The organism is Actinomyces oris (assembly GCF_001937665.1).
GTDB lineage: Bacteria > Actinomycetota > Actinomycetes > Actinomycetales > Actinomycetaceae > Actinomyces > Actinomyces stomatis.
In genome coordinates, this window is the sequence record NZ_MSKL01000029.1 from 23607 (window position 1) to 41825 (window position 18219).

The 18219-nt window shown below is 69.7% G+C and carries 13 protein-coding genes; 3 read left to right on the plus strand and 10 right to left on the minus strand.

The features are described from left to right. Nucleotides 1-88: 88 nt before the first annotated feature. From mraY to dinB, 9 genes are all read right to left on the minus strand, one after another. Nucleotides 89-1189 carry a phospho-N-acetylmuramoyl-pentapeptide-transferase gene (gene mraY / locus BKH28_RS11340; protein WP_075418897.1) on the minus strand — a complete coding sequence of 367 codons (1101 nt, stop codon included), beginning with the start codon at nt 1187-1189 and terminating at the stop codon, nt 89-91. Further along, nucleotides 1186-2637 carry a UDP-N-acetylmuramoyl-tripeptide--D-alanyl-D-alanine ligase gene (locus tag BKH28_RS11345; protein ID WP_075418898.1) on the minus strand — a complete coding sequence of 484 codons (1452 nt, stop codon included), beginning with the start codon at nt 2635-2637 and terminating at the stop codon, nt 1186-1188. The genes mraY and BKH28_RS11345 overlap by 4 nt, the downstream gene beginning before the upstream one ends. Beyond that, nucleotides 2622-4208, minus strand: a complete 1587-nt coding sequence (locus tag BKH28_RS11350) for a UDP-N-acetylmuramoyl-L-alanyl-D-glutamate--2,6-diaminopimelate ligase (protein ID WP_075418899.1) — start codon at nt 4206-4208, stop codon at nt 2622-2624. Before BKH28_RS11350 ends, BKH28_RS11345 begins: the two co-directional genes overlap by 16 nt. Nucleotides 4209-4316: 108 nt before the next feature. Further along, nucleotides 4317-6116 (minus strand): peptidoglycan D,D-transpeptidase FtsI family protein, encoded by a 1800-nt coding sequence (locus BKH28_RS11355; protein WP_075418900.1) that lies wholly within the window; start codon nt 6114-6116, stop codon nt 4317-4319. Nucleotides 6117-6122: 6 nt separating this feature from the next. After that, nucleotides 6123-6587 carry a hypothetical protein gene (locus BKH28_RS11360; RefSeq protein WP_075418901.1) on the minus strand — a complete coding sequence of 155 codons (465 nt, stop codon included), beginning with the start codon at nt 6585-6587 and terminating at the stop codon, nt 6123-6125. A gap of 109 nt (nt 6588-6696) precedes the next feature. Beyond that, entirely contained in the window at nt 6697-7824 is a 1128-nt protein-coding gene (rsmH, locus tag BKH28_RS11365; RefSeq protein WP_075418902.1) for a 16S rRNA (cytosine(1402)-N(4))-methyltransferase RsmH, read from the minus strand. Between the two features lie 272 nt (nt 7825-8096). Beyond that, nucleotides 8097-8528, minus strand: coding sequence for a division/cell wall cluster transcriptional repressor MraZ (mraZ, locus tag BKH28_RS11370; protein ID WP_075418903.1), 432 nt, complete (start codon nt 8526-8528; stop codon nt 8097-8099). Nucleotides 8529-9153: 625 nt separating this feature from the next. Next, a complete protein-coding gene (locus BKH28_RS11375; RefSeq protein ID WP_075418904.1) occupies nt 9154-9567 on the minus strand; it encodes a DUF3040 domain-containing protein in 414 nt (137 codons plus the stop codon). A gap of 191 nt (nt 9568-9758) precedes the next feature. Beyond that, nucleotides 9759-11039: a DNA polymerase IV gene (dinB, locus tag BKH28_RS11380; RefSeq protein ID WP_075418905.1), complete on the minus strand. Its 1281-nt coding sequence runs from the start codon at nt 11037-11039 to the stop codon at nt 9759-9761. 86 nt (nt 11040-11125) lie between these two features. On the opposite strand from dinB, the gene BKH28_RS11385 reads away from it, so the two are divergent. Continuing rightward, nucleotides 11126-11962, plus strand: coding sequence for a spermidine synthase (locus BKH28_RS11385; protein ID WP_256695875.1), 837 nt, complete (start codon nt 11126-11128; stop codon nt 11960-11962). 43 nt (nt 11963-12005) lie between these two features. On the opposite strand, the gene BKH28_RS11390 is transcribed toward BKH28_RS11385, so the two are convergent. Continuing rightward, entirely contained in the window at nt 12006-12944 is a 939-nt protein-coding gene (locus tag BKH28_RS11390; protein WP_075418906.1) for a PAC2 family protein, read from the minus strand. Nucleotides 12945-13447: 503 nt separating this feature from the next. Here BKH28_RS11390 and BKH28_RS11395 point away from each other — a divergent pair. Together BKH28_RS11395 and BKH28_RS11400 are read left to right on the plus strand one after the other, a co-directional pair. Then, nucleotides 13448-16057, plus strand: coding sequence for a HelD family protein (locus tag BKH28_RS11395; protein WP_075418907.1), 2610 nt, complete (start codon nt 13448-13450; stop codon nt 16055-16057). A 159-nt stretch (nt 16058-16216) separates the two neighbouring features. Then, nucleotides 16217-18133 (plus strand): AMP-binding protein, encoded by a 1917-nt coding sequence (locus tag BKH28_RS11400; protein ID WP_075418908.1) that lies wholly within the window; start codon nt 16217-16219, stop codon nt 18131-18133. Nucleotides 18134-18219 lie beyond the last annotated feature (86 nt).

An 18219-nucleotide genomic window follows, 5' to 3' on the forward strand; every position in this document is an offset into this window, starting at 1 on the left:
CTGGTTCCTCGCTGCTCCTCGCCGGGCGGCCGGCGGGATATGACTGCATCAATGGTTCGTCGGGTCGCAGAGGCCCGAGCATCCCGGCTCACCCGAAGATGAGCTGGCGCAGGTACTCGGCGTAGAAGAGTCCGAGTCCCGCGATGACGCACAGGCCGGCGATGATCCAGAAGCGGATCACCACATTGACCTCGGTCCATCCTCCCAGTTCGAAGTGGTGATGCAGTGGAGCCATGCGGAAGACGCGTCGGCCTGTCGACTTGAACGAGACGATCTGGATGATGTCGCTCATGACCTCGGCCAGGAAGAGTCCGCCCAGGATGACGGCGAGGAACTCGGTGCGGGTAAGGATCGACAGGCCGGCGACGGCCCCTCCCAGGGCCAGCGACCCGGTGTCGCCCATGAAGATCTTGGCCGGTGAGGCGTTCCACCACAGGAAGCCGAAGCAGGCACCCATGAGGGCGGCGGCGATCATGGCCAGATCTCGTGGGTCCCTGACCTGGTAGCAGGTGGTGGGGACCATGGTCTCGTGGCCGTAGTTGCAGGACTGGTTCGTCTGCCACACCCCGATGAGCGTGTAGGCGCCGAAGACCATGGCGGAGGCGCCGGCGGCCAGTCCGTCGAGACCGTCGGTGAGGTTGACGGCGTTGGACCAGGCGGTGATGAGGAAGTTGGCCCACAGGATGAACAGGATGAGCCCGACGACGCTGCCGGCAAAGGCCAGATTGATCGCCGAGTCCCGGGCGAAGGAGATCCGGGTGGAGGCGGGGGTGAGCCCGTTGCGGTCCGCGAAGTGCAGGGCCGCCACCGAGAATCCGATACCGATGAGCGCCTGCCCCACGATCTTCTGCCAGGCCCGCAGCCCCAGGGAGCGCTGCTTGGAGATCTTCTCGAAGTCGTCCAGGAATCCGATGAGCCCGAGCCCGACGATGAGGAAGAGCAGCAGGACCCCGGAGGCGCGCGGAGTGCGCAGCTGGGTGAGATTGGCCAGGGTGTATCCCAGGACGGTGGAGATGATGATGACGAGGCCGCCCATGGTCGGCGTGCCGCGCTTGGTGAAGTGTCCCTGGGGGCCGTCCTGGCGGATGAACTGTCCGTACTCCTTGGCGTGGAGGTAGCGGATGAGCAGAGGGGTCCCCAACAGGGTGCCCACCAGTCCGACCACGCCGGAGATGAGGATGGCGGTCATCGGGGACGAACCTCCTTGAGGTGATCGGCCAGGCGCCAGGCGCCCGAGCCGTTGGAGCCCTTGACCAGGACGGCGTCGCCGTCGGACAGCAGGGCGTCGATCTGGGAGATGGCGGTCGCGGCGTCATCGAAGCCGACGACCTCGACCCCTCGCGCCCCGGCCGCCTCGAGTGCCTCCTGGGTGGAGCCGATGCCGATGAGCATAGCGGCTCCGGCTTGGGCCGCTAGCTCTCCGGTGCGCGCGTGATCGGCGGCCGAGGACTCCCCCAGCTCGAGCATCTCGGAAACCACGACGACGCGACGCCGGTCCCCGGCCAGAGCCGGCAGTACGGCCAGCGCCGCCGTCATGGAGTCGATGTTGGCGTTGTAGGAGTCGTCGATAAGGAGAAGATCCCCACCGAGCTCCGACACATCCATGCGGTGGGGGCTCTCGATGCTCACGGAGCAGAGCCTCTCGGCGATGAGCTCCGGGGCGATCCCTGCGGCCAGGGCCAGTCCCGCGGCGGCCAGGGCGTTGGCGACGTTGTGAGCGCCGGCGACTGCCAGCTGGACGCGTCGGGGGGCGTCCAGACCGGGCAGGTGAAGGTCGAAGGCAGCTCGGGCGGCCGCGTCCAAGTCCACGTTCTCGGCCCTCAGGTCGGCCGCCCGACCTTGGGCGGAGAAGGTGAGGACCTGTGCCGGTGCGAGCTCGGCCATGGCTGCGGCGCGGGCGTCGTCGGCGTTGAGGACGGCGGTTCCTTCGGGCCGCAGGCCGGCGATGATCTCCGCCTTGGCCGCGGCGACGCCCTCGATGGAGCCGAAACCGCCCATGTGGGCGTGGCCGATCATGAGGACCCCGGCCGCGTCCAGGGGGGCGATGTCGGTGAGGTAGGCGATGTGCCCGGGCCCGGAGGCCCCCATCTCCAGGACGAGGTAGCGGGTGGACTCGTCGGCCTCCAGCACGGTCAGCGGCAGGCCGATCTCGTTGTTGAAGCTGGCCCTGGGGGCCACCGTGGGGCCGGAGGCGGCCAGGAGCTGACGGGTGAGGTCCTTAGTGGTGGTCTTGCCCACCGAGCCGGTCATCGCCACCACGGTGAGACACTCACCGCGCTCGGCCGCGGCCCGGCGCAGAGCGTCCAGGTGGGTACGGGCCAGCGCGCCGAGGGCCGTCACGGTGTCCTCCACGAGGACGAGCCCCATGGACGGCTCCTCGGTCCGCCCCTGAGACAGCCCGCTGCGGGCGGCCTCCAGGTCGGAGACGATGGCTCCGACGGCGCCCAGGGCTCCGGCCGATCCCAGGTGGGCGTGGCCGTCGGTGCGTTCGCCGTGAACGGCGACGAACAGCGAGCCCTCGGCGGCCTGACGCGAGTCGGTGACGACCGGTCCGGTCACGGGGGCGTCCGGGCCGATGAGTCTGCCGCCGACGGCGGCCGCGATCTGACTCAGGCTGAGCCTCATGCCCGTCCCCATTTCTCCTCGACGGCCTCGGCCATCACGGGCGCGTCGTTGTAGCGGATGAACTCCCCGGCCATCTCCAGGAAGGGCTCGTGCCCCTTCCCGGTGACGATGACAGTGTCGTCGGGTTCGCACAGCTCGACGCCCCTACGCACGGCGTCGCCGCGCCAGGTGGTGATCTCCTCGACATCCTTCAGGTCGGGGCGCACGCCGCGCACCCCCTCCAGGATGGCGTCGCGGATGAGCTGGGGGTCCTCGCTGCGGGGGTTCTCGTCGGTGACGACCAGAACGTCCGCCAGGCGGGCGCACACCTCGCCCAGCATGGGCCGCTTGCCCTGGTCGCGGTCGCCGTCGGAGCCGAAGACCACGATGAGACGGCCCGGGGTGATGGGACGCACGGCCTTGAGGGCCAGTTCCATGGCCTCGGGGGTGTGGGCGAAGTCGACGATGCACAGGCCGCGTCGGCCGTCGCGCTGGCTGATGCGCTGCATGCGGCCGGGGATGTTGTGGGCACCGGCCAGGGCGGCGGCGGCCGTGGCGGCGGGCACCCCCGCACGGATGGCCATGACCAGGGCCAAAGCGGCGTTCTGGACGTTGACAAGTCCGGGCAGGGGGCAGGACGCCTCGATCTGCTCGCCGTCGGGCCCGTGAAGGGTGAAGGTGGTGGCGGAGTCGGTCAGGGAGACGGCGGCGTCACTGACCCACCAGTCGGCGGGAGTGTCACCGGGGTAGGCGCGCACGCGGTCGATCTCGATGGGTGCCTCGGCGGCCAGAGCGGCGCCCCACTGGTCATCGACGCAGACCACGCCACGGCGGGCGTGCTCGGGGGTGAACAGCTGCGCCTTGGCCTCGAGGTAGCCCTCCATGGTCTTGTGGAAGTCGAGGTGGTCGCGCTGGAGGTTGGTGAAGCCGGCGACGTCGACGACGAGGCCGTCGAGGCGGTGCAGGACGATGGCGTGGCTGGAGGCCTCCAGGGAGGCGGCGCCGACCCTGTCCTCCACGGCCAGGGCCATCATCCGCTGCAGGACGGGGGCCTCGACGGTGGTGCGCGGGGACTCCACGGAGTGCTCCCCCACGCGCAGCTCGACGGTTCCGGCCACCATGCAGCCGCCGACGTGGGCGGACAGGATCGCGTCGAGGAAGTAGGCGGTGGTCGTCTTGCCGTTGGTCCCGGTGACGGCGGTGGTGATCAGACCGCGAGCCGGGTGGTGGTAGGCCTCGGCACTCAAGGGGCCGACGACGGCACGGGGGTCGTCGTGCACAAGGACCGGGGTACCGGGAGCGGACTCGTGGACGATCCGGGCTCCGTCAGCATCGGTCAGGACGGCAACGGCACCGGAGGCGATGGCCTCGGCGGCGAAGCGGGCGCCGTGGGCGGTGAAACCGGGCAGCCCCACGAAGAGCTCGCCCGGGGCGGTGTCGGCGGAGTCGACACTGACCCCCAGGATGCTCAGGTCGTTGAGGGTGGCGGCATCCTCAGCTGAGGCGGGAGCCAGGGAGAAGCGCTCGCTCAGGGTACTGATGGGGATGGGACCATTGGAGCTCGGCCGTAGGGCGGCGGCCGACTCGTAGGCGTGGTTGCTCATAGTTCCTCAATCTATCGCGACCTTCCACTGTCGATGTTCCACAAGAGCATCTCCGGCCTACTTCGCCGAGGTGCTGGTGGTCACGCTTCTCTCACCCCATACACCACCTCACTGGCTCGCGTCCCGCTCGCCACCGGCTCCGTTCCGAGCGGCCTGAGCCGCCACGACGCTCGGGTCCGGGGCGATATTGAGGGCCTGCATGGCGGCCAGAGCCACCTCCCGGAAGACGGGGGCGGCAACGGTGCCTCCATAGATTCCCTCGGGCCGGTTGACGATGACCGCGATGGCCAGCACCGGGTTGCGGGCCGGCAGGAAGCCGACGAAGGAGGCCACAGTGGAGTCGTCGGTGAGGATCTCGGTGGTTCCGGTCTTACCGGCCACCAGGTATCCGTTGATGGAGGCGGACTCCGCGGTGCCGCCCTCCTGGGTGACGCCGATGAGCATCTCAGTGAGGGTCTTGGCAGTCGCCTCAGAGATGACCCGCACCCCCTCGGGGCGGGTCTGCGGAGTCTCCTTGCCGTCGGCATCGATCCAGGCGTCGATGACGCGCGGGGCCACGCGCACGCCCTTGTTGGCCACGGTGGCCAGTACCTGGAGGGACTGGAGGGTGGTGCCGGCGACGCCCTGCCCGAACATCGTGGTGTAGCGGGTGCGGTCGTCCCAGGAGCTGGGCGGGTAGAGGATGCCGTCGGACTCCGCCGGCATCTCGATGCCGGTGGCCTGCCCCCAGCCGAAGCGCTTCATGTAGTCGTAGCGGACATCGTCGGAGACCTTCTCGCCGATCTGCACGGTGCCGACGTTGGACGACTCCGCCAGGACACCGGCGGTGGTCATCGTCTGGGTCTCGTGCTCGTGGGCGTCCTTGAAGGTCTGCCCACTGGCCGAGGACCAGGTGTAGGGGATGGTCCAGGTGTCCTCGGGCTTGACCGCCCCCTCCTCCAGAGCGGTGGCGAAGGTGACGACCTTCCCGACGCTTCCGGGCTCGAAGACGGCCTGGACGCTGCGGGCGGTGCGGTTCTCCTCGGATGTGGCTGAGGGATCGGAGGGGTCGACCGAGTTGGAGTCGGCCAGGACCACGACCTTGCCGGTGGCCGGCTCCATGGCCATGACGATGCCCCAGTCCGCGTGCTGGGCGGCGACCGTTCGGTCGATGGTCTCCTGGGCGATGGACTGCAGGTCGGGATTAAGGGTGGTGCGCACCGTGGCGCCGGGCCGGGCAGGCTTGTCCTCCTGCTCACCGGTGGGGATGATGACGCCGCTGCGCCCGACCTCCTCGCTTCCCTTGCCGTCGGTTCCCGTGAGGTGCTTGTTCTGGGTGAGCTCGAGCCCGGCCGCCCCGATGAGCTCGCGGTTGTGCTCGCCCTCGTGGGTGAAGCCCAGGACGTTGCCGGCCACGGTCCCGGCCGGGTAGGTGCGTCGGGTGCGCTGGTCGGGCTCAACCCCGGAGATGTCCAGGGCCTTGATCTTTCGCCAGGTGTCAGGAGATACCTCCTGGGCGATGACCTCGTAGCTCCGGTTGCCCACGAGCTTGGCTCCGAGCTCAAGAGGATCGACGTTGAGGATCGGTGCGAGCTGGGCCGCGACCGCCGCCGCCCCGTAGTCGACGACGACCTCCTCGTTGACGCCGGTGGATTCGTTGAAGCGCATCTCAGTGCGCTCGTACTGAGCGATGAGGGGCTGGTTGACGCCGACGTCGTAGCTGACTGCCGAGGAGGCCAGGACGGTACCGTCCCGACCGGTGATGTCACCTCGGGGGGCTCGGTTGACCCAGGTGACCGTACGCTCGGCCTTCGCCTTCTCAGCAAGCTCCGGTCCGTCAACCGCCTGGACGTAGACGGTGCGCCCGGCCAGCGCGGAGAACACGAGCAGCCCTCCGAGCTGGAGGGCCTGACGACGCGAAGGATTCACAGGCGCCTACTTCCCGGTCTTGGGGGCATGGGCGGGAGTTCCCTCGGTGAGCTGCCCCTTGTTGACGTCGACGACGCCGGGCGCAGCGGCGGGCACCATCCCCAGCTCCTTGGCGCGGCCGGCCAGCGCGTCGGGTGCCGATGCCTCCTGGACCTGGGTGCGCAGCGTCTCGACGTGGTCCTCAGCGACGTTGAGCTCGACCTGCTTCTCCTTCATCCGGTAGGCGGTGTCGGCCATCTTGGCGTTGAGGAGCATCGATGTGATGAGAGCACCGGCCAGCACGAAGATGATGAGGGAGAGGAAGGGGAGGGACGATGAGGCCGCTCGGGAGGAGCCGCTGACGACGCGCAGCTGGGGCCGCTTGACGGAGCCCGCCTCCGCGCGCCCCTGGGTGCTGGTGGAACCACTTGCCTGGGCGGTGCGCCGCGTCGCGATTGGGCGGGTGACTCGAGCAGTAGCAGTGGCGCTCATCAATGTGCCTTCCCTGTGGCGTAGCTGGACTGGTGTGGATGGACGATGGTGCAGTGGAAGTCGATGACCGTCTGGGACGGTCTGCCGACGTCTGGAACGGAGGGCCCGCCTAGCCCCGGTGGCGACGGCGGACGGAGTGTTCACCACTCCTGCGGCCGGGATCCCGCCCGCGGCCGTCGGCGGGTGCTGACGTCTCCGGTGAAGGAGCCTGGTCGGCCGGACGCAGACGGGCGGCTGCCCGCAGTCGCACTGGCGCGGAGCGGGGGTTGTGGTCGAGCTCGCGGGCATCGGCCTTCTCCGCACCGTTGGTGAGCAGCTCGAGGTAGGGACGGTCCGCCTCGGGGATGACTGGCAGGTCCTGGGGCGCCCGGGAGGTGGCTCCGTGGGCGAGGGCCCGTTTGACGATGCGGTCCTCCAGGGACTGGTAGGACTCCACCACGAGGCGCCCTCCTACGCGCAGGCTGTTGAGTGCTCGGGGCACGGCCCGCTCCAGGACGTCAAGCTCGGCGTTGACGGCGATGCGCAGCGCCTGGAAGGTCCGTTTGGCCGGATGCCCGCCGCTGCGTCGCGCCGGAGCAGGTACTGCCTGACGGACGAGCTCAGCCAGGTCCTGGGTGGTGGCGACCGGCTCCCCGGCCTCACGGCGACGCACGATGGCGGCGGCGACGCGGGAGGCGAACCGCTCCTCGCCGTAGGTGCGCAGGATGCGGGTGAGCTCGACGGCGTCCGCGGTCTCGAGCAGGTCCTGGGCGGTCATTCCCGAACCCTGGTCCATGCGCATGTCGAGAGGCGCGGGGCGGGCGTAGGAGAAACCTCGTGAGGCCTCGTCGAGCTGGAGGGAGGAGACTCCCAGATCCATGAGGACGGCGTCCACCGTTCCCTCCGCGCTGGCGGAGTGCTCACGAGCCACCTGGTTGACGGCGTCATAGGTCGCCTGAACCGCGATGAAGCGGTCCCCGAAACGCGCCAGACGCGCCGAGGCCAGCGCGATCGCCTCGGGGTCGCGGTCGATGCCCACGACCTTCAGAGCCGGGAATCGCTCGAGCGCCGCCTCGGTGTGCCCACCCATACCCAGGGTGCAGTCGATCATGACCGGCCGGGCCGGACTGCCCGTCGACGTACCGTCGGCGGGGCTCTCGATGGCGGGAGCGAGCAGGTCCAGGCAGCGCTCAAGGAGCACCGGCTCGTGCCGGCCGGCGGCGTCGGCAGCGGATGCCTGTGCCTGCGAACTGGTCATGAGGCGTGCTCCTTTCTGGTGCTGGCTCGGCACCTGGTCCGGGTACCTGGCTGGTTCTCAGTTGCTGTTGGGTCCTCGACGTCCGCCGCTCACGCTCCCCGAGGAACCGGGGGGGCGGCCATCTCACCAGGACTCCTCCCGTGGTTCCGGCGCCGGGGAAGAGGCGTCGGACTCGACATCGGGCGGAGACCTCACGAGATGGTTCGCCAGAGCCCTGATGGCGTCTGCGTGCGGTCCGTCGGGTTTGTTCAGTTGTCGAGAAGGTCGCGGTGTCAGAAGAAGCCCGGGATGATCTCCTCGGCCGTATCGGCGAAGACCTGTTCCTGAGCCTCCAGGTAGGTGCTCCAGGACTCGGAGTCCCAGATCTCCACCCGGGCGCCGGCCCCGATCACCGCCAGGTCCTTCTTCAGGCCCGCGTAGGCCCTCAGTGGCGCAGGCAGCGTGATACGCCCCTGCTTGTCCGGGATCTGCGAGTCCGCCCCCGAGAGCATGACGCGCACATAGTCGCGCGCCTGTTTCTGAGCGAGGGGGGCCTCACGCAGCTGGGCATACATGCGCTCGAACTCGGCGGCGGTGAAGGCGTACAGGCAGTGCTCCTGACCCCGGGTCAGAACCACGCCGCCCGCAAGCTCTTCACGGAACTTCGCCGGGAGGATGAGACGGCCCTTCTCGTCCAGCTTGGGTGCATGCGTCCCCAGGAACATGAGCCACCTCCTTCCCCTCGACGACCCCGTGCACCCCACCCTACTCCACTTCCCTCCCTTTTCTCCCACCCCTCCCCTTCGAGAGCATCACAACTACATATCACCGACGGCACCACCACCGCCGCAACCCCCTCACTCTTCGTTGGAATGACAGCGATCCAGCACCTTGGGAAGCGGAGTGGAGGAAGGTGGAGGACGGGTGGAGGGAGGCGTTCACCACCACCTTCCTCGGCGTGGTGGACATACAGGAAAAAAGCAGAATCCACTCGGCCCGCATGTAGAGTTCCGGTAGGGCTCAGGACTTCTGCAGAGAGGCACGAGGAGAGCCGCGGTGCTCTTCCCGAAGCCTCCTGAAATCCGATGAAATCCTTGGAATCTCGACGACTATCCCCGGGCTCGCGGGGTCTGCCGAGCGCTGATCGGGTCCTCCATACGCTCAGGTCCTGCCTCGAACGGGTGAGCGTTGGAGACAGGACCTGTCGAGTCGTACCAGCGGGAGGGATGCGGGGGTGGGGGGAAGTGGGGGAAGTGGAGGAAGGTGGAGACCGGTGTGCACTGACGCGGCCTGAGGGACGCAGGGATGCGGACGGAGAAGATCAGGGAGGGAGAGGGGGATGTGAGCCGGTCAGTCCTCGGAGTCGCGCCTGCGATCCCAGCGCTCGGACTGGCGGTCCATGAAGGAGGAGCGCTTCTTCCCTCTGTTCCCATCCCTGGCTGGCCTGCCTCGACCTGCCGCGGGCCGCCGTGAGCTCGTAGAGCTCTCGACCCGGGTCAGTGCCAGCGCGACACCGCCGACGGCTACGAGGAAGCCCGCGACCCCCAGCAGGATGGAGAGGACGTTGTGGGGCACCGAGACCCCCGCGATGAGAAGGGCCAGACCGACCAGGACCAGGGCCACGCCGCCCCCGATATGGCGGGGCGAGGGGCGTGAGAGCCGACGCTCCTCACGCTGGAACGTCTGAGCCAGTTCGGGGTCATCCTCATGGAGCTGCGATTCCAGGTCTCGCAGGACCTGCTGCTCTCGCTCTGACAGTGCCATCATGCTCCTTGCTTCCGGGCGGGGCCGGGGATCTGCGCCGTAGTTGCCAGGATAGGCGCTATGGCGGCTCAGGAGAAACTCTCCTGAGCGGTTGGACCGGACCGATCCGGGGCGGAACCGCCCTCCTGCCCTGATCGGCCTCGTCCGGGGATCGTCCGACTCAGTGCCTCCATCGTGACGGTCTCCCGTCGCTACTGCGACTCGCTCACGTCATCCGGCCCTTGTCGCCTCGCCTCGTCGGGCGGTGTCCGGGCGGCCCCGTCTCCCGGCAGGAGGCTGGCAGGGGCCAGCGCGTGTGCGCCCCACCTGCGGCGTACGGCGTCGGCAACCCGCTCGGAGGCGCCGCGCCGAGGATCCTCGTCCAGGAGGAGCTGCACACCGTCGTCGAGACGCAGCAGTCCCTCGACCCGCACCCCCAGGAGGCGAAAGCCTCCGGGTGGGGTGGGCAGGGCGGAGTAGAGCGAGGAGACGGTCTCCCAGATGTCCTGAGCGAGGTCGGTGGGAGTGGCCAGGGTGCGTGATCGGGTGACGGTGGTGAAGTCGGCCCCTCGGGCCTTGAGAACGGCGACACGGCAGCGCAGGTCTGCCGCGCGCAGGCGTGCGGCGCACTGGTGGGTCTGGTCCAGCAGTACCCGTCGGGCGTGCTCCCGGTCGGTGAGGGTCTCGAAGAAGGTCGTCTCGGTCCCCACCGACTTCTCCTCACGCACCGGCTCCACCCGGCGGGGGTCGACACCGTGGGACAGCTCGTGCAGGTGGCGTCCGGCGGCCCGGCCGAGGATCCTCTCCAGGTGGCGCACGTCGGTGCCTGCCAACGTGCGCACGTCCTTGATCCCCCACCTGGCCAGGACCTCCTGCGTTCGGGCGCCCACACCCCACAGTGCCCCGACCGGCAGCACGTTGAGGAAGTCCTGCGTGGCGCCGGCCGGCACCAGGAGCAGACCATCGGGCTTGGCGTGGGAGGAGGCGAGCTTGGCGATGAACTTGGTGGAGGCAATGCCCACCGAGGCCGGAACACCCACTCGCCGGCGTATCTCGGTGCGGATCCACCGGCCGATGGTCACCGGAGAGCCCATGCGGCGCCTGGCCCCGGTCACGTCCAGAAAGGCCTCGTCGATACTCACCTTCTCCAGGACGGGGGTGACCTCCGCCAGGACGGCCATGACCTGGGCGGAGACCTGGGAGTAGAGGCCGTGACGTACGGGCAGGACCACGGCATGGGGGCAGCGCCGGGATGCCTCTGCCATGGACATCGCCGAGGAGACGCCGAAGGCGCGGGCCTCGTAGGAGGCGGCCGAGACGACGCCCCTGCCGTCGCGGCCGCCGACGATGACGGGGCGGCCGACCAGCTCGGGGTGCTCGAGGAGCTCGACCGAGGCGAAGAAGGCATCCATGTCGACGTGGATGATGGGGGTGGCGGAGTCATCGTCCCCCCAGGACCGGCGCGCGGCCTGGGAACGGGGCGCCCTGCTCATCTCCACCTCCTCAACGAGTGCGACGTGCTCACCGGTTGGCAGGACCAGATGAGTCTCCTGCGCTCCTCTCAGGCTACCGTGGGGCTGTGACACGCAGACGCAGGGCCTCCCGCGCCCCGGCACTGACCGACCTGCCCTCAGGCCCGGTGAGCACCTCCTGCGCCACGGCCGAGCTGGTGGCGCGAGACACCGGGATCCTTCTCATGCTGGACGGCGCGGAGTCCTCATTCCTGGACCTGCGCGACCCCTCCCACCTGGATTTCGAGTACCACCAGCAGATGGACGCGGTACTCACGGCGTTGCGCGGCGAGGGCGGTTCTGTCAGGGCACTCCACCTGGGTGGGGCTGGTTGCGCCCTGGCCAGGGCGTGGGACGTGACCCGACCCGGCTCCCAGCAGGTCGCCGTCGAGATCGACGAGATCCTCGCGGACCGGGTGCGAACCTGGTTCGACCTGCCCCGATCCCCCAGGCTGCGGATCCGGGTCGGCGACGCCGCCGAGGTGGTTACTGGGCTGCGGCCCGGCCAGTGGGACGTCGTGGTGCGGGACGTGTTCAACGGCGGAGGCGTGCCTGCCTCCTGCAGGAGCCAGGAGTTCCTCGACTCCTGCCTCAGGGCACTGGCGCCTGGCGGACTGCTGCTGGTCAACACCGCCTCCGTGCCACGCGCACAGACGGGCGCCGAGATCGCAGCGCTCACCAGCGTCCTGGACGGGGACACCTCCCGCGCGCTCATCGTCGCCGACCCCGCCGCGATGCGTGGCCGGCGTCGAGGCAACCTGGTGCTGGTGGCCCGCCAGGATCCCTTCACGGCGAGCGAGCTCGAGGAGGTCGAGCGCGCGGTGCGTCGCCTGCCGCTGCCGGTGCGCACCTGGACGTTCAACGACGCCGCGGTACCGCGTCCCGAGAGCGGCCGGACCCGCTAGAGGGGGCCAACCGGCCAGACCGGCTCGGGCCGCTCAGCAACGCTCAGCCCCCGGGGCCGGGGTTCCAGCCCTGGGGTCCCAGGTCCCCGGAGTCGTTGGCCTCCAGGAATGCCTCCAGGCGGGCACCGATCTCGTCGGCGCTGGGCAGGTTGAGGATCGGCGCGGAGGTGTCGACCTCACCGATGGCGATCTTGGGAGCCATGGCATCGTACTGGGCCTCCAGGGCCGATACGACGGCGCTGACCTCCGGCTGCTGGGCGGCCTCGGCGTTGATCTCGGCGCGGTTGATGCTGGCGGCGGCCTCGAGGTCCCCCACTGGCAGCGCCAGGCCGGTGGCCTGCACGACGGCGGTCAGCAGTGCCGAGGCCCCCTGCGGGAACTCGTCGCGGGCCACGTAGTGCGGGATCGCGGCCGAGACTCCCCGGGAGTCCAGGCCCAGCTCGCCCAGCCGCAGCTCCAGATAGGCCGACATCGACCCGGGCAGCTCGACATGTCCGAAGAGCTCGGGCTGGTTGGGCAGCAGGTCGGGCTGGCTGCCGTGATGGTGCACGTAGGTCGGACGCGTGTGGGGCACGGCCATGGGGACGCCGCTCATGCCGATGGCCTGGCTCACGCCCATGGAGACGGCCAGGTGGGCCACGGCTCCGACGAACTCGTCCCAGCGGTAGTCCGGCTCGCTGCCGTGGAGCAGGAGGACGTCCTCGCCGTCGTCGTCATGGAGGAGATCCAGGACCAGCTCGGGCATGATGACTGAGGAGTAGTTGTTGTGGACGAAGGTCATCGTGGGACGCCTGGCGCGGTAGTCCACGAGGGCGTCGATGTCGAAGGTGGCGACACGCTCACTGGGAAGTGTCATGAGCAGCTGGTCGACGGCCAGGGCGCCGGCGTTGCCGGCGTCCATGGCGCCCTCGAAGTGGTGGATGAGGACCCTCGGGGAGATCGGCTGATCCGCGGGGTGCTGGATGGTGAACAGTGGTCTCACGAGCCCGTCTCCTCCTGTCTGGTCTGATTCATCCTCTTCATCCTCCCGCGGCATGGGCCCGTCGGTCTCGCCCGACCTGACGGTCGGGCGAGACCGACGGCGCCGAGGAGAGCGTGTCCGTGTCGTGCAATGGTCTCAGCATGGTCTTGGTTCGTTGCCCGGAGCGGCCCCGTCTCAGTCACGTCTCAGTCGTGTCTCGGTCGAGCAACGTCGAGTGACCTCGGCTCAGTGACACGATTCGGCGTTTTATCAGGATTCGTCCGGGTGAGTGCCCGGGAACGGTGGTTAGCGTCCTGGGCACTCCTGCCAACACCTTCTGGATTGTCGATGTTCCCACCCGCGCCGGGTTCGGGCGGCTTGTTCGCCCTCGGCGTCCCCGTCGGGGCGTCAGCAGGAGAATAATGGGTCGACCGTACTGAAGCCATCACCGACCCCAGTACCCGTCAGCGTCAACCAGAGCCGGTCAGCGCGCCCTACGCGCCTGCCGACCAGAACCAGAACCGATGCGAGGCCTTGTGAGTCAGACGATCCCCTCTCCCCCACCGCACTCCCAGCGGGAAGCGTCTCAGCGGGCGGAGGAAGATGCGGGCAGCGTCCGCGAGCGCGAGATGCGCGGTGAGCAGGTTGTCGTCGACCTCGCCTACAGCGAGCTGGACCGTCAGCTGGCTCAGGCCCGTCACTCCCTTGCCCGCACCGAGGCCCAGGGCGTCAGCGGCACCCACCAGTCTCGTGGAGAGCGGGACGCCTACGCCGTGCACTACTCGTCACTGGTCTCCTCCCTGGAGGGAGTTGAGGACCGTCTGGTCTTCGGACGGATGGACATGAGCGGGTCACCCGATGACGCACCGGACTCAGGAGCCTCCGGGAAGGCCTCTGCCTCCCCCACGGGCTCCGGTAAGGGCGCGGCGGGAGGCTCCTCCCCGGTGACTGATGGGGGGCGGCGTCACTACGTGGGTCGTATCGGCCTGCAGGACGCTCAGCACCGTGAGGTGATCCTGGACTGGCGCGCCCCTCTGGCCCGGGCCTTCTATCAGGCCACGGCCTCCCAGCCCATGGGGCTGGTGCGTCGGCGGCATATCGATACCCGGGCCCGCCAGGTGCTCGGGGTGGAGGACGAGGTCCTGGATCTGACCGCCCTGGAGGCCGGCGAGGCCCCGGCAGGTTCGTCCGGGACCGCCGTGGCTGCCGGGCAGCTGCAGGGCGAGGGGGCGCTCATCGCCGCGATGTCCAGCGCCCGTGACGGCCGTATGGGTGACATCGTGGCCACGATCCAGGCCGAGCAGGACCGGGTCGTCACCTCCTCGGGCCGGGGTGTGCTCGTGGTCCAGGGCGGTCCGGGAACGGGTAAGACGGCGGTGGCGCTGCACCGGGTGGCCTACCTGTTCTACTCCGAGCGCGAGCGCCTGGAGCGCTCCGGCGTGCTCCTGGTGGGACCGTCTCGTACCTTCCTGCGCTACGTGGAACAGGTACTTCCCTCCCTGGGCGAGACGGGGGTGGTCTCCACGACGATCGGCGACCTGGTCCCCGGGGTGCGGGCCGCGGCGCAGGAGGACGCCCGGATCGCCGAGCTCAAGGGACGCTCCCTGTGGGTCAAGGCCCTGGAGCGGGCTGTGCGGGGCCTGCAGCGCGTCCCGGAGGCTCCACGTGAGATCGAGGTGCAGGGTGTGCGTCTGTCGCTGAAACCCGACGACGTGCGTGAGGCCGCCTCACGGGCCCGTCGGGGCGGCAAGCCCCACAACCTGGCCCGCGAGGCATTCGTGATCTGGCTTCTGGAGCGCCTGACCGACCAGTACGCGGAGGCCACGAACCAGGACGCCTCGGACGCCGACACGCGCGCCTGGATCCGTGAGGACATCCGTACCGCCCGCGACGCCCGCCGGGAGATCAACCTGTGCTGGATGCCGACGACGCCCCAGGGGCTGCTGGAGCGGCTGTGGAGCCGGCCATCCCTCCTGGAGCAGGTGGCGCCCTCCTTGAGCGAGCAGGAGCGCGAGCTGCTGCGCCGTGAGCCGGGAAGCGGACTGACCGCGGCGGACATTCCCCTCATTGACGAGCTGGCCGAGCTGCTGGGCCCCAGTGAGGACGCCCAGGCCCGGCGCGCCCGGCTGGAGGCCCGCCGCCGCGAGGACCTGGTGGCCTACGCGGCCCAGGCGATCGAGTCCCAGGAGCTGGGCGATGGGATGGTCAGTGCCGAGATGCTGGCCGACCGGGTCTCCCAGAGCGGTCCCACTCTCACTCTGGCTGAGCGGGCCCGGGCGGATCGGACATGGACCTACGGGCACGTCGTCGTCGATGAGGCCCAGGAGCTGGGCACCATGGCGTGGCGGGCACTGGCGCGTCGCTGCCCGGTGCGCTCCTTCACGGTAGTGGGAGACCTGGCCCAGTACTCGGGTCCCCACGCCCCGGGCAGCTGGGGCGAGGTGCTGACCGCACTGGGGACGGCGTCGACCCAGGAGGCTGAGGGCCGCTCCTGCTCGCAGTCCCGTCACCGGGCCCGTTCGCGCTCGCGGCAGAGCAGGCAGTCGGGGCGCTCGCGAGGCGGGTCGACCCCACTGCGCGAGGAGGCGCTCAGCGTCTGCTACCGCACGCCGGCCACGATCATGGAGGTGGCAGAGGAGACGGTGGCGCATCTGGGTCATCCGCCGGTCTACCCGGTGCGCTCGGTGCGCGACCTGCCGGACTGTCTGGAGGTCACGGACCTGTCGCAGTCCCCTCAGGGCGCACAGGCCGATGCCTGGGCGGGATTCCTGCGCGAGGTCGTCGTCCAGGAGTCGGCCCGCCTGGATGAGCAGGTGGGTACCGGCGTCGGGCGTATCGCGGTCATCTCCCCCTCCCCCGGCCGCACGAAGGCGCTGCTGCGCCAGGACGCGGACCTGGCCGCGGCGATGGAGGCGCCGGGAGGCGATGTGCTGCGCTCGCGGCTGCTGGTGGTTGACCCGGTGCTGTCCAAGGGGCTGGAGTTCGACGTCGTGGTGCTCGTCGACCCGGCTGAGGTCGGTGAGCGCAGCGCGGGCGACCTGTACGTGGCGATGACTCGCCCCACGCGCCGCCTGCGGGTGGTCAGCCGCCTGCCTCTGCCCCGGGGCCTGGAGCCGCGTTCCAGCAACCGGTGAGCCGGATCGCACACGGTTGTCAACGGCACTGACCGCGCAGGTTACGCCACCGTAGGTTACGGTTGCTCCTGACTTCTCGTCGTCGCGCCGTGCGGCACCCGCGGCGGGCGAGACCTTCTCCGGCAGGGGAAGGCTCACGGCAGACAAGGGGGAAGACCCATGAGTGCTTCACGCACGTCGGTACCCGCGTTCACTGACGACGCCGCATCGGCGACCGGTTCAGGCGCCTCTCGGGATGAGGCCCTCAACGCCGTCTACCGGCAGGCCGGGGTGCCCTCCACGATCCCGGAGGTCAGCGAGCCCCTGTCCTGCATGCTGCGTGACGCCGCCCGGGACTTCCCGGACCGGGTGGCCCTGGACTTCCTGGGCGCCACCACCACGTACTCCCAGTTGGAGAACCAGGTGGCACGGGCCGCCGAGTCCCTGCGGGGCTTGGGGGTCGGGCGCGGAGACGTCGTCGGGGTCATTCTTCCCAACTGTCCTCAGCACGTGGTCGTGGCCTACGCAGCCTGGCGCATCGGGGCGATCGTGGCCGAGCACAACCCGTTGGCGCCCGCCGCCCAGCTGCGCGAGCAGTTCCACATCCACCGCGGGCGTGTCATCATCGCCTGGGAGAAGACCCTCGAGCGCCTCGTGGCGGCAGTGGGTTCCCTGGAGGCGGCCGGCCTGGGGGGCCTGAGCGTGTACTCGGTGGACCTGTCCCGTCATCTCCCACTGCGCAGCCGCCTGGCCCTGAGGCTGCCAGCGGCCGCCGCCCGCACCCAGCGCCGAGAGCTGCGCGGCAGGGTACCGGCCGGGGTGCGCTCCTGGGACGACCTGGCCGCCTCCGCCATCCCCTTGGCCACAGGATTCCCGCTGCCGAGCGTCTCGGAGGCGGCGGCTCTGCTGTACACCGGGGGGACGACGGGAACTCCCAAGGCCGTGTGCCTCAGCCATGAGAACCTGCGCTCCAACGCTGAGATGTCCTTGGCCTGGGCGTCTCGCACCACGAGTGCGGGCAAGGAGACCTTCTACGCCGTCCTGCCCTTCTTCCACGCCTTCGGCATGTCTCTGTCGTTGCTGTGCGCGGTGGGGCTGGCCGCCACCCAGGTGGTACTGCCCAAGTTCGGGGCGGACCTGGTGCTGGCCGCCTGGAAGCGGCGCCCGGCCACCTTCTTCCCGGGGGTGCCGGTGATGTTCGACCGTCTGGTGACCCGAGCGCGGGCCACGGGAGCGAATCTGTCCTCCTGCAAGATCGCCGTGTGCGGGGCCGCCCCCAACCCGCTGGCGGTGGCGCAGGCCTGGGAGGAGGCCACCGGCGGCACCATCATCGAAGGCTACGGGATGACCGAGTCCTCCCCCATCATCCTGGGCAACCCGATCTCGCCGGCGCGTCGACCCGGCACCCTCGGGGTGCCCTACCCCTCCACCCAGGTGCGTCTGGTGGACCCCGAGGACGTCGAGCGCGAGGTGGCCCCCGGTGAGGTCGGCGAGCTGCTGGCCCGCGGCCCCCAGGTCTTCATCGGCTATTGGGACAACCCCGAGGAGAGCGCCGAGGTGCTGCTGGACGGGGGCTGGCTGCGCACGGGCGACCTGGTGCGCCAGGAGGCGGACGGCTTCTACGTCATCGCCGACCGCCGCAAGGAGCTCATCATCTCGGGGGGCTTCAACATTTACCCCACGGAGGTGGAGGCCGCGGTCCGCTCGATGCCGCAGGTGGAGGACGTCGCCGTCGTCGGGCTGCCGGCCGAGGCCGGTAACGAGTCCGTCGTTGCCGCGATCCTGCCCAAGGAGGGCCAGACGGTCACCCTGGAGCAGGTGCGCGAGTGGGCGGCCAAGAACCTGTCCAACTACGCCCTGCCGCGCCAGATCGCGATCCTGACCGAGATGCCCCGATCCCAGATCGGCAAGGTGCTGCGGCGCGTGGTGCGCGACGAGCTCCTGGCGGCCCGTGAGGCGGCCTCCGGGGCGGCGACGGCCGCGGCCGTCTCCATCGTTGAGCACTTCCCCGGCAGGAGTGACCGCAAGGAGAGCAGTAAGCAGGAGGCCGGCCAGGACGGCAAGGCCGGGCCCCAGGGCGATGCAGCATACCGCTGAAGGCCCGCCCTTAAGACCGCAGCCGTTCCAGATCACCTGACTGTTTTCTCTCCCCCACACCGTGACAGCCCTATCCGACCCCACAG